Consider the following 12734-nt stretch of genomic DNA (forward strand, 5'->3'; position numbering starts at 1 on the left):
TCAGTTCGAGCAAATAAAGGATAAGCAACAAAAAAAGTTACTTAAAATATCATTAAAATCATGATTACGGGATAGAGCATTATGAGCTGCATCGTGCATTATTACTGCAAGACCTAACTGACGAGCGCCAATTAGCATCACGGCAAGCACATAAGTCAGAGGATTAGGAAAAAAGAAAAAAAGACATCATAGCCAATACAATTATAGACCATGCATGTATGACTAATAATGAGGAAACAAATTCAGAGCGTTCACGAAGATAACATAAAATTTTACGATCCAGTAAATCAGACGTTTTTAATTTTATTATTGATGTTTGCGCCATACTAATTCCTATTTAATATTCATAATATAAATCTTTATTTTTTTTAAAAATATCTCTAGTGAGCATTATAAAAATCTAAAGTATTGGGGATTAAATATTACAAATTAAATATCCAAGTACATATATTTTATCCAATACCTCTTTATTACATTAGCATTTTCAGATTATTACAACAGTCCATTATTCAGAGGCTGCCATTGCGGCTACTGAACTGAAATTTAATGATATCGCATGAACGAGATAACCAAACAATCTGGCTTGCTAAACGCTTAACAAATTTCTCCCCCCTCCTCTTGTCAGCGAAGATCAAACATGTTATGGCATATATTATGTCAATACAATAACTTGATACTTCGAACATTGGCTATCGGAAGAGTGCAAGTAAAGCTTATTTGAAAAATTTACCCTTTGCTATGAACCAAAACACCTCTAAAGCAGCTCAGGCAGATGTCCCTGAGGATTTTAAAACACTCATGAAACGGCCACGGATTGCCTGGCCAACCTTCATGCTGCTTTTTTCCGCTTATGCGGTTTTTGGTCTTTCATCTATTGCCTATATTGAAGGGGTGTTGCCTTTGTCCTGGAGTATCTTGTTCAATGCACTCGCTTCCTATATGGCATTCACCATGGCCCATGAAGCCTCGCACAGCTCTGTGTGTATAAACCAGAGCGTGAACGACTGGGCAGGTCGTGCAGCGATGTTACTCCTCGAACCGGGACCTTTTTTTGTGCTGTTCCGCTTCATCCACATGCAACATCACCGGTTTACCAATGACCCCGAAAAGGACCCTGATGCATGGTGTGGAACAGGGCCTGGCTGGCTTCTGCCTATCCGCTGGCTGACCGTCGATTTCGTTTACTTCAGATATTATCTGAAAGGGGAAACCTTCCGCAAGAGACCAGAGAAGGAGAAAGCAGAATTTATCTTCTCAGTGCTATTCGCTGTGGCCGTTGTGACGACAGTTATCGCGGTGGGGTGGCTGGAATATTACCTATTACTGTTCTTCATTCCAACACGCGTTGCTAAACTGGTGATTGTCTTGGCGTTCGATTTTCTGCCCCACTTCCCCCATGATGTAACGGCCAAAGACAACCGCTATCGGGCTACTTCAAATCGGGTTGGACTGGAATGGTTGATGACGCCCTTGTTCATCTCGCAAAACTATCATCTGGTGCATCATCTGTATCCAGCTGTCCCTTTCTATCGCTTACTTAAAATATGGAATGCAAGAAGGGCCTTTCACACTTCCAAAGATCCTGCAACTGTAAACACATTGGCTCTAAAGCCCAATGGCGCAAAGCCAAATTGACCATTTTCTAACAAGCTGAGTCCAATCGAAATTCGAGCACTTTTGGATCAATTTCATCAGACATTTCAGTCTTCCAGCACCTAAATGGTCAGACCACCATCAACGACGATACACTCTCCCGTCGTATAGCTGGCGGCATCAGACGCGAGATACAGCACAGTGCCTGCCATCTGGTCGGGTTCGGCGTGAGTGCCAAGCGCTACCTGGCTGATAGCCTTCTTATATATCTCTTCATCTTCAAAAAGCGCACCGGCAAATTTTGTTTTGGTGAGGCCTGGCAGCAGGGCATTGACCCGTACACCAAAATGCCCGCACTCCTTGGCGAAGGATTTGGTCATGGAAACCACCGCAGCCTTGGATATTGAATAAATTCCTTGGAACATACCAGGCTGTAGCGCATTAACCGATGCCGTGTTGATAATGGATCCCCCACCCTGATCCCGCATCATCTTGCCAGCTTCAACTGACATATAGAAATATCCGCGCAAGTTAACTTCAACCGTCTTGTCAAAGGCCCAGTCCGGCGTATCGAGGATATGGCCAAAGTAGGGATTGGCGGCAGCATTGTTGACGAGAATATCAATACGACCATGCGTTTCCCTGACATGGTCAAATATCTCTTTGATGAGAGCCATATCGCCGACATTGCATCCAAAAGCTCTGGCCGAACCACCGTCAGCCACAATAGACTCTACGACTGTATCGCAGTCTTCAACCTTGCGGCTGGAAACAATGACATGGGCACCCGCACCGGCCAGGGTTTTCGCGATGCTTTCACCAATACCCCGGCTAGCCCCGGTTACCAAGGCAATTTTTTCACTCAAATCAAACAAATTTTTCATTGTACACTTCCTACTAGCCCGTCAATATCTATGGACAGAGTTTTAATATTATGGCACAAATTATGTCAATATATCAAGGATGGGATGGTAGGTGCATAAATGAGGAAGGTTTTTTATGGCATTCTGATAGCTTTAATAATCAGCGGAGGTCTGGCTTGGGCCAACCGAGTCGAGCTGATGCTCTATATGGTCAAGAAAAAGTCTCAAGCCGAATACACCGTTGCGCCTAACCGGAAGATTGCCTGGAAACAGGGCCCAGCCACCCCTTCTGACAGTAATAGACCAAACATTGTGATGATCGTTTTGGACGACGTTGGCTACAATGATATCTCGGCATTCGGCGGCGGCATCGCAGGCGGACGTATCCAAACCCCGAATATCGACCGATTTATATCCGAGGGCGTCGTTTTCACCAACAGTTATGCCGGAAATGCTACTTGCTCGCCGTCTCGCGGCATGATCATGACTGGCCGCTACCAGACAACAACCGGTTATGAGTTCACTCCATTTCCTGGCGGTATGGGGGCACTTATCACAATCGGCAACTCCATGAATAATGGCTTACCTAAAACCCTGCCCGGTCTTGAGAATAATATGGACTTTAATGATCAAGGCCTCCCGGGTGAAGAGGTTACGTTGGCAGAAATTTTAAAAGATGAAGGTTATCATACCGTCCACATTGGCAAGTGGCATATGGGGCGAACAAACGGCATGGCGCCTAACGACCAGGGTTTTGACGAAAGCCTGCTGATGCACAGTGGCATGTATCTCCCCGAGGATCATCCGGATGTGGTCAATGCCAAGATCGAGTTTGATCCGATAGACAAATTCCTTTGGGCCAGGATGAGATACTCAGCCAGTTTCAATGATGCCAGCAACGATGATACGTTTGAGCCAGGCGGATATCTAACCGACTACTGGACAAATGAAAGCGTGAAGGTAATTGAAGCCAACAGGAATCGCCCTTTCTTTCTTTACCTGGCGCACTGGGGCACCCATACCCCGCTTCAGGCCACGCGCACGGATTACGAGGCCGTTGGTGATCTGGGCTCGCACACATTGCAGGTCTATGCAGCCATGATGCGGGCTATTGACCGCAGCGTTGGTCGGGTTTTGCAGGCGCTGGAAGATACTGGTCAGACAGAAAACACCATTGTCGTTCTGACCAGCGACAATGGCGGCGTGGGCTATATCGGGCTTAATGATTTGAACGCCCCCTACAGAGGCTGGAAACTGACCTTTTTTGAAGGCGGCCTGAAGGTCCCTGGGTTTATCAGGTGGCCAGCGGGACTGCCGGAAGGCGTGCAAATAGATGTACCAATGAGCCATATCGACATTATGCCAACCTTGGTTGAAGCCGCTGGTGCGGCACTCCCCGCTGATCGACAGATTGACGGTCTCAGCCTGCTGCCTGTTGCCCGAGGCCAGGCTGGCCTGCCCGAGCGCCCAATATTCTTCCACAGCGGCATCAACCACGCCGTACGGATGGGCGACTGGAAGCTGCAAGTCAATGACCTTGAAGGCGGTCCCTGGCTCTACAACCTGTCCAAAGATCCTACCGAGCAGAAAAATTTAGCGCCTGCCTACCCGGAAAAAGTTGCTGAATTGCATAACTTGATTAAAGCACACACGGCCAGCGGTCCGGGAGCGCTATACCCCTACTCCATGCTGGCACCGATTGCCATTGATAAGACCCGTGCGGAAACCGCTACGCCAGACGATGAAGTAGTCTACTGGGCAAATTGACAAGGAAACTCCGATGAAAAAGAATTTAATCTACATTGCTGGTGGCATGGCTACTGTGGTTGCCCTAATTGCCCTGGCGCTACCATCCATCCTGCATGGTGCAGGGCTGCATCCTATATATATCGGTCCTGTGCATGAAGCACCTGGCAAGCGTGCACTCATCATCACGACCAGCCACGGTGTGCTGGCGCCATTAGGCGAAACTGACGGCCCGGCCACAGGTGTTTGGGCATCGGAGATGACCCACCCCTATTATGTTTTTCTAGAAGCAGGCATGAGTGTGGACGTGGCCAGCATTAAAGGCGGGGAAATCCCCATTGACCCGCAAAGCTTCTACCGCCCAATCATTTCTGCAGAAGACGAGCACTTTTTGGAAGATCCGACCTTCCAGGCGAAAGTGAAAAACTCGATCCCAATCGAGCAGGTAGACATCGGCCAGTATGACACGATCTTTCTCGCCGGCGGCTGGGGCGCAGCCTATGACATGGCCCAGTCCGACGTACTCGCTGAAAAGGTCAGCGCCGCTTGGTATGCCGACAAATCGCCGATTATTGGCGCCGTATGCCACGGCTTGCTCGGCCTTGTACGCGCTACAGATCAGCAGGGAAATCTACTGGTGGCAGACCGCCGCATGACAGGTGTCACTGACAAGCAGCTCAGGGAGTTGGGTATAGAGGTGACGCCAATGCACCCCGAGACAGAGCTGAGAAAAGCAGGTGCGCTTTTTGAAGCCAGCACAGGCTTCCGGGACATCTTTCAGACCCATGTGGTGGTTGATGATGAAGAGCGCTTTGTAACTGGCCAAAACCAGAATTCCGGGCTGGAAGCAGCACACAGAATTGTGGGCTTGCTGGCCAACAAGGGAAGCTCGCTGTGAAGATCAAGATCCTTCGCATTCTGGTAGCTCTACCTGCCATCGTCTTTGTCAGCTTTGGCGTGCGGTGGCTGGTGGCACCAGCTGGCATTGCGCCCTTTTTTGGAATGGATCTGATGGAAGGCCTTGGTCGCAGCACCCTGATTGGCGACATGGCTGCGGCTTTCCTGACCTTGGGCATTTCTGTCCTGACTGGCCTTGTCACCGAGCGGCGGACATGGATCATTGTGCCTGCAATCTTTATGGCACTTGCTGCGCTAGGCCGTGTGTTGGCCTGGGCCTTTCACGACGCGACACTGGCGACCAGCATGATCGGTCCGGAAATCCTGATTGCTGCCTTTTGGCTCTTTGCCTCGAAACACATCTGCGAGGGCGAAAAGGCATGAGGAGACTGCTGGCCGCTACTGCGCTGCTTGCTGGCCTGTTGGGCCAAGCTGCTTCTGCAGACGATACTTCTGTCGACTCCAAACGTCCCAATGTGCTTCTGATCCTCGCTGACGACCTGGGCTATACCGATCTAGGTCACTACGGTAGCGAAATTAACACGCCAAACCTGGATGCTTTGGCCAGGGAAGGCATCAGTTTTTCCAATTTCCACACCGCCGCCAACTGCGCCCCAGCCCGTGCCATGCTAATGACTGGCGTCAATAATCACCTTGCTGGAGTCGCCACCATACCTGAGATGGTTCCACCGGAACTGGGTGACTACCCAGCCTATCAAGGTGTTCTCAGCCAGAATACTGTGACCATCGCGACACTATTGCAGGACGCGGGTTACCACACCTATCTATCGGGCAAATGGCATCTAGGCAGTACGCCAGAGCTAATTCCCTTCAATCGTGGGTTCGAGCGGACCTTCATGCTGGCAGACAGCGGTGCCGACAACTGGGAGCAACGTCCTTATCTGCCACTGTATAAAACCGCCAACTGGTATATGGACGGGCTACCGACATCCTTGCCGGAAGATTTCTATTCCAGCCGCAATCTCGTCGACACACTTATCAGCTTTATTAATAGTAACCGCGGTGATGGTCAGCCATTCTTCGCCTATCTGCCCCTGCAGGCTGTGCACATGCCAGTTCAGGCACCGCAAGAGTATATCGACCGCTATATGGACGCATACACCGATGGCTGGAACGTATTGCGTGAAAACCGTCGCCAAGCCGCTATAGAGGCTGGTCTGGTGCCAGCCGATGTACCAATGGCGCGGATGCATACCACAGAAGACTGGGACACCTTGACAAATGACGCTAAGCGCTATGAGGCCAAGCGAATGGCTGTATATGGCGGCATGGTGGAGGCGATGGATCATAATATCGGTCGCCTGCTACAGTGGCTGAAAGATAATGGTGAATTTGAAAACACCATTATTATCTTCACATCAGATAATGGCGCCGAGGCTTCGGACATGACCATTCCTGGCGCAGCACTTGGTATGCGGATCACCGGCCACAATATAGAATATGCCACCCTTGGCCTGAAACGATCACTCAATACTATTGGGCCCTCATTTGCCAGCGCCGCTGCTTCACCACTTTCATGGTACAAGTTCCAAGTTGGCGAGGGTGGTATGCGTGTACCCCTGATCATCAGCGGGCCGGGACTTGAGGCCCAAAAGGGATTTAACAATGCCTTCACATGGATCGCCGATTTGGCACCAACTATTTTGCAAATGACTGGCACTGATATGCCTGGCGAACGCTATGGTGGCAAACCCGTGCATGGCATGGAAGGTAAGGACTTAACTGGCCTTCTCACCGGACATGCTGACCAAGTCTATGGTCCCAACGATTTTGTCGCCTATGAACTGGCAGGTAACAAGGTCGTATTTCACGGTGACTATAAAATTGTCTTGCACGCCCGGCCCCAAGGAGACGGCCAATGGCGACTCTACGATATTGTCCGCGATCCCGGCGAAACGGCAGACCTCGCCACAAAGCACCCTGCTCTGTTCCAGCGCATGTTGGGGGAGTGGGAGATGTTTGAGCAGCGGGCGGGCGTGCAAACGCTGCCGCCGGGTTACGAATCCAGACGACAGGTTACCATCAATGCCCTCCGCAAGATGTATCTGAACCCGATTCTGATCTTTTTGTTGACACTGCTGATCTTGACGCCTTTCGCGGTCGCCTGGAAAATGCGTGGAAAGAATAACCGCGCATGAACGAGATAACCAAACAATCTGGCGTGGCCAGCAGTACACCTCCTGCTCTAGTACGTTGGTTGCAATCGAAAATAATGACACGTGTTGGCAGTGCTGAAAGTCAGCAAAAGCTTTGGCAGTCGCGAGAAAAAAAGCGGCAGGCAGACGGTCGCCACCATGAGGTGCTTTACTTTCATCAGGAGAGCGATGGCTATTCGGACCTGGCTGCCCAAACGCTGGACAAGTTGGTCGCCCGCTATGACATCACGCTCGGTGTCCATCTGGTCACTGCCGAAACCGGTGCCAACACGCCGGAACTGGAAATGCTCAAGTTAATGTCCCACCGGGATGCCGCACTGATTTCACCCCATTATGGCCTTGATCAACCAACGGTTCTCTCCCCTGAACAGGCCATGGCATTGCAGGACAAGATGGGCGGTGCTCATGGCTCCCTTCATGAGCGTCAGGCCGCCGGAAATACTCTCCGCAGCAAGCTTGGCCATTATAGCGGCGCCATGTTTTACTACGAAGGTGAGTGGTATTGGGGCATCGACCGCCTGTATCATCTGGAGGCCCGCCTTAAATCGCTTGGTGCAGACAAATCTCCTGACCGGCCACCACTTTACCCTAGGCCCAGCAATGCAGTTAGTGGTGACGCAAGCGCATTGACACTGGAATATTATCCGTCCCTGCGCAGCCCCTACACTGCTGTTTCCTGGGAACCCACCATGAAGCTGGCGCGTGAAAGTGGCATCAATCTGGTGATCAAACCAGTTTTGCCCATGGTGATGCGAGGCGTGCCTGCCACTCGTCAGAAAGGCATGTACATCTTCAAGGATGCAGCCCGCGAAGCCCGGGCCCAGGGTGTCCTATACGGTAAGTTTTATGACCCCATTGGTGAGCCAGTACTTAAAGGCTATGCTTTGTATGCTTGGGCAAAAACTACAGGTAAAGGAAATGACCTACTTGGGGGCTTCCTGAATGCCGCCTTTGTAGAAGGGATAAACACAAACAATTATCATGGGCTTCGCCACATCGTAGAAAAGGCCGGACTGGATTGGCAAGAAGCCCGTAACCACCTAAACGACACAGAATGGCATTCAGAACTGGAACAAAACCGCCTGAGCATGTACGGATTTGGCAGCTGGGGTGTGCCAAGCTATCACTTGCTGGATGCTAATGGAGATTCTGTCCTTGCCGTATGGGGTCAAGACCGCCTATGGTTGGTTGCAAGAACGATTGCAGACCTGATCACTAACAAGGCGGAGCGACAGTTCTAGCCGTAAGAGAAGGGAAGCGAATCTATATGGTAAAGACCACGGAAAACGCGCATGCCGATGGGCGACGAGAAAGAAGCGAGCGTAGCCGTGAGGCCATCAAGAAAGCCATGATCGAACTGATGGCAGAGGGTATCCGTGAGCCTACAGCACAAATGGTATCTGAAAGAGCGGGCGTGGGTATCCGAACCGTTTTCCGCCAATTTGATGATATGGGCAGCTTGTTCCATTCACTGCACCAGGATCTAATCAATCGTGATAGTCCAATCCTGCAAACAAGCCTTACCGAAGGCACTAAGGAGGAACGTCTCGACAGCGCAATTGAGGCGCGCCACAAACTATATACCATTAATCGCGAAACCCTTCTTTCAACATATGGTCTGATGTGGAAGTATGACGCCCTGAAACAAAACTATGCTGATTTGAACCACCGGTTAAAGAAGCGGATGCTCCTGAGCCTGTATGAACTCAAGACAGCACCCGAAGCCGACAAGAATCTTGCAGAGATGTTGCTTTCATTTGAAACGTGGAACCGGTTGATCCGTCACCAAGGTTTAAGCCCTGACGATGCTAAAGCCATTATTCGTAGTCAAGTTCTCCCGCTTCTCAAACCCTGATTTCGCTTTTTCTGAACATGCACCCATGACCTTCGCAGTTAGAGCAGGACGCGAGACCTGCTAGTTCAAAATATTAAGGACTCCATTAATCGCCATGAAAGCTTCAGTTTGTAACACAGTTTTTTGAACACGAATGGAACTTTTTCCCGCTAGTTATCCTCAACAAGCATTTCGCAATCAGTTGCCCTGAGAATGTCCATCACCCGACCTCGATCTGACGCATTTAATTTCCCATATTCGTCCCGAACCCATCTCAGCGTCTTGGCTTGGTAAATATTGACTGGCTGCTCCCAGACGGCGCCGTCAACCTTACATGACCAGTTTTGCTCGCCTGCCAAGGCAGCCATGCCATTTGCAATCATGGTCGGCACATAGGTGCGACCAACCTCACGTAAGACTTCAATCAGTGTCCCGGGCAAGTTTTCAGGATCATTCCAGTCAGTCTTGTCCAAATCGACGCCGCTTTGATCTTCCATGATATCGACCCAGGACACGGTCCGCCGTGATATGTCGTGGGCAATCTGACGAGGCGTTGAATCCTCGGCAATCAACTGGGTTAGCTGGCCATGTATTGCAAAATCAGCCGAAGAAGGGCGCGTCCCGAGCAGAAAAGGTTGGGTCTCGATATGCTTGCCCATCAATGCCAGAAATCGCTTGTAGGACGCCTCGATCAGGGGCGCAGTCGTATCATTTGACCCGACCCTGAACAATCGATTGATCTGGCGCTGGCTAAACATTTTCGCCAACTGGCTAACCATGTCCTCAGGAACGCTGACCATGCTGCTGTAGATTAATTTTGACCTAGCCTCAGATATATCCATCTCATTAGTCCAGCGATAATGGAACATATATTTGACTACCCATTCGTCGCCAAAGTCCTCAAGCAGATAATTGATGAACTTGATCACCGGGTCGTCCGGCAGAACAGAGCGTCCCTCATACATGCCTTCCAGCACACGAATAATGGGTGTGGAGTCGACTGAAGCCACTTCCTGCCCGTTTTCATCCGGTATCAGGAAGACTGGATACAGAACAGGCTTAGGCTTTTCAATTCCGAGCTCGGCCAGTTTCTGGTTTAAGTCACCCCAAATGATCTGATATGGAATATGCCGATAGCGCAGCAGAGCAACCATCTTGCGAGTATAAGGAGACATGGTTCCGCCAAGGACGCGCAGTCTTTGAGGCATTCTGAATTCCTTTTACAATCGATTGTCTTTTCTGATGTCGTCCGAACCTGCTGGTAAAGAGAAGAAATCTCCGTCGCTGCCGACATGGATGGGGCCGTCAAAATATTGCCTCGCGTTGCCCAGAAATATCTTTTTCATCCCAGGCAAGGGCAGCATTGGAACAATATGATTGAATGCCAGATATCTGACGCCAGCCTCGTCAGCAAGCTTTGCAACATCTTCCGGGGACGTATGATAGTCGCGGATATCAAAGAAGATTTTTTCCATAGTTTTCTGGCCAACAAGTTTGGCTTTTTCTTCTGCCAGCTCAACCAGTTCCATTGACAGGCCTTCATGCACAAGCAGGTCGACGCCACTTGCATAACGGATCAGATTATCGGACCGAATTGTATCGCCGCTGATTACGATTGACCGATCCTTGTATTCAATGCGGTAGCCAATGGCAGGCAATACTGGCGCGTGATCAACCAAAAAAGCACTAATACGCAGGTCTTCTTTTTCAGTGACAGTTACAAGTTCATCGCCAGAAACGTCGATCCGCCGGGCCGTACCACCCTTACCAGAAGTTGGCACGATAGCATCACCATGGTGGGCGGTGCGATAATCACTGTCTAGGCCATAAGCCATATTGAAGCCATCAACCACCCTTGTTACGCCTGCCGGGCCGTAAACCGGTAGCGGGCTTCTGTGGTTACCAGCGACCCAGCGCTGCAACATCACCTCCCCAAGATCACCGATATGATCTGAATGGAAGTGGGTTAGAAAAACACTATCCAGCATGCCAGTGATAAATCCCATAGCCCCGATGTTGTGGCTGCTCCCCACATCAAAAAGAAACATATCCTCGCCTGCTATGACTATTGTACACGGGGCACTTCTGTCAGGATCTGGCAAGGGTGAACCCGCACCACAAAAGCCAACATGCAATCCGTCGACCAGATCTGGAGCTTGTAAGGATGTTGCCATCCTACTCTCAATCGCTTTTCCGAACAAAAAAAGGCTGGCCTGCTCGCGCATAATTAGCACAAGCCCAAGGAGCAGAATTACCAGTATGGAGATTTTTTTCACAAAGACGCTCCTTTAAATATTGAAAGCTTCAAGTTGACCGAGTTTTATTCGTAACACTAAATATTTGGATGGTCATGGCTAATTTTTCCCCATAATCTTGCGCTCTATTAAATATTATGACATAAATTATGTCAATATATTCCGGCTCGCCGGATAGCTTTTCTTTAGGACATATAAGATGGCTGAAAAAACCTATGTTCTCTATGGCATGATGGCCTCGCTCTATACGGCGAAGGTAAGGGCCTGGTTTCGCTTTCACAGTGTGCCATTTATCGAGGTTTGCGCAGGCTCTCAGGAATTCACCGAAACCATTGTACCTGTTACAGGCCGTTGGATTATACCTGTCATCATGACGCCTGACGGGACTATACTACAAGATGGCACAGCCATTCTGGATTGGCTCGACAAGAAGGAAGAAAATAAAGGGTCGATCCACACGAACCAGCCTGTCCTTCAGGCGGTGGCACACCTGTTTGAGCTGTTTGGCGGTGAAGGCCTCCTGCGCCCGGCCATGCATTACCGCTGGAATTTTGACGAGGAAAACCTCAGCTTCCTTAAGCTATCCTTTCGGGACGTCCTGCCAATTGTACCTTCCGAGGAAATGTACGAAGAGCTGTTCGAGCATGCATCTGGCCGCATGCGAAAGGCCACCCGGTTTTTCGGTGTAAATCCGGATTCGATCCCATTGATTGAAGCGGCTTATGATGAATTCATGGACCTTGCAGAAGCCCATTTCAGCGAGCATCCTTTCCTTCTGGGAAGCAGGCCAACGATTGGTGACTATGCACTTTTCGGACCGCTATTCGCCCATCTGGGTCGCGACCCAAAGCCGCTGGCTTTGATGCAGAAGCGGGCCCCTGCCCTTTTTCAGTGGCTGGAACGGATGAACGCCCCCGCAGGCATCAAAAATCACCTGATGGTGGCAGGTGAAGGCAAACTGTTTGCTGAAGATGCCCTGCCGCAAACGCTTCTCGCCCTGATGCGCTATGTGGCGGAAGAATACCTAGCCGAGATCACCGCGCATGTGGACTTCACCAATACGTGGCTTGAGGGCAAAAGCACCAGTGAACTGAATGATGCTGGCAAGGGCGGTCTGAACCAGCGGATGATCGGTTTCGCTGAATTCCCCTGGCGTGGGCAGACCCTGAGCACGGGTGTCATGCATTACCGCTTCTGGCTGATGCAGCGACTGACTGATCACTTGTCTGAGCAATCGCCAGAAAATCAGGCGGACATTCGATCCCTTTTCGCCAGCACAGGCCTTGAAAAAATCCTGGATCTACGCATCACCAAGCGTGTTGGGCGCAAGAACAATCAGGAAATCTGGGAGGAAGAATAATCATGAATT

The 12734-nt window shown here is 50.2% G+C and carries 12 protein-coding genes; 8 read left to right on the forward strand and 4 right to left on the reverse strand.

Features of this window, described 5'->3' with window-relative positions:
- On the reverse strand, positions 1-138 hold the full coding sequence (locus RS24_RS10155; RefSeq protein ID WP_420885950.1) for a fatty acid desaturase family protein: 138 nt from the start codon (positions 136-138) through the stop codon (positions 1-3).
- 600 nt (positions 139-738) lie between these two features.
- Here RS24_RS10155 and RS24_RS05215 point away from each other — a divergent pair.
- On the forward strand, positions 739-1635 hold the full coding sequence (locus RS24_RS05215; protein WP_021777144.1) for a fatty acid desaturase: 897 nt from the start codon (positions 739-741) through the stop codon (positions 1633-1635).
- Positions 1636-1715: 80 nt separating this feature from the next.
- Here RS24_RS05215 and RS24_RS05220 read toward each other — a convergent pair whose 3' ends face one another.
- On the reverse strand, positions 1716-2477 hold the full coding sequence (locus RS24_RS05220) for an SDR family oxidoreductase (RefSeq protein ID WP_021777145.1): 762 nt from the start codon (positions 2475-2477) through the stop codon (positions 1716-1718).
- A 99-nt stretch (positions 2478-2576) separates the two neighbouring features.
- On the opposite strand from RS24_RS05220, the gene RS24_RS05225 reads away from it, so the two are divergent.
- The 6 genes from RS24_RS05225 to RS24_RS05250 are packed head-to-tail and all read left to right on the forward strand — an operon-like array spanning position 2577 to position 9131.
- On the forward strand, positions 2577-4223 hold the full coding sequence (locus RS24_RS05225; RefSeq protein ID WP_021777146.1) for a sulfatase-like hydrolase/transferase: 1647 nt from the start codon (positions 2577-2579) through the stop codon (positions 4221-4223).
- A 13-nt stretch (positions 4224-4236) separates the two neighbouring features.
- The gene (locus RS24_RS05230; RefSeq protein WP_021777147.1) at positions 4237-5100 is read left to right on the forward strand and encodes a type 1 glutamine amidotransferase domain-containing protein; all 864 of its coding nucleotides are present in this window, start codon (positions 4237-4239) and stop codon (positions 5098-5100) included.
- Positions 5097-5483, forward strand: a complete 387-nt coding sequence (locus tag RS24_RS05235; protein WP_021777148.1) for a hypothetical protein — start codon at positions 5097-5099, stop codon at positions 5481-5483. Before RS24_RS05230 ends, RS24_RS05235 begins: the two co-directional genes overlap by 4 nt.
- A complete protein-coding gene (locus RS24_RS05240; RefSeq protein ID WP_021777149.1) occupies positions 5480-7258 on the forward strand; it encodes an arylsulfatase in 1779 nt (592 codons plus the stop codon). The genes RS24_RS05235 and RS24_RS05240 overlap by 4 nt, the downstream gene beginning before the upstream one ends.
- Positions 7255-8517, forward strand: coding sequence for a DsbA family protein (locus RS24_RS05245; RefSeq protein ID WP_021777150.1), 1263 nt, complete (start codon positions 7255-7257; stop codon positions 8515-8517). The genes RS24_RS05240 and RS24_RS05245 overlap by 4 nt, the downstream gene beginning before the upstream one ends.
- Positions 8518-8543: 26 nt before the next feature.
- Positions 8544-9131 carry a TetR/AcrR family transcriptional regulator gene (locus RS24_RS05250; protein ID WP_021777151.1) on the forward strand — a complete coding sequence of 196 codons (588 nt, stop codon included), beginning with the start codon at positions 8544-8546 and terminating at the stop codon, positions 9129-9131.
- 149 nt (positions 9132-9280) lie between these two features.
- On the opposite strand, the gene RS24_RS05255 is transcribed toward RS24_RS05250, so the two are convergent.
- Together RS24_RS05255 and RS24_RS05260 are read right to left on the reverse strand one after the other, a co-directional pair.
- The gene (locus RS24_RS05255; protein WP_021777152.1) at positions 9281-10318 is read right to left on the reverse strand and encodes a glutathione S-transferase N-terminal domain-containing protein; all 1038 of its coding nucleotides are present in this window, start codon (positions 10316-10318) and stop codon (positions 9281-9283) included.
- A 12-nt stretch (positions 10319-10330) separates the two neighbouring features.
- The gene (locus RS24_RS05260) at positions 10331-11386 is read right to left on the reverse strand and encodes an MBL fold metallo-hydrolase (RefSeq protein WP_021777153.1); all 1056 of its coding nucleotides are present in this window, start codon (positions 11384-11386) and stop codon (positions 10331-10333) included.
- Between the two features lie 178 nt (positions 11387-11564).
- On the opposite strand from RS24_RS05260, the gene RS24_RS05265 reads away from it, so the two are divergent.
- On the forward strand, positions 11565-12725 hold the full coding sequence (locus tag RS24_RS05265; protein WP_021777154.1) for a glutathione S-transferase family protein: 1161 nt from the start codon (positions 11565-11567) through the stop codon (positions 12723-12725).
- Positions 12726-12734 lie beyond the last annotated feature (9 nt).

Origin of the sequence: Candidatus Micropelagos thuwalensis, from assembly GCF_000469155.1 — a bacterium.
Taxonomy (GTDB): domain Bacteria; phylum Pseudomonadota; class Alphaproteobacteria; order RS24; family RS24; genus Micropelagius; species Micropelagius thuwalensis.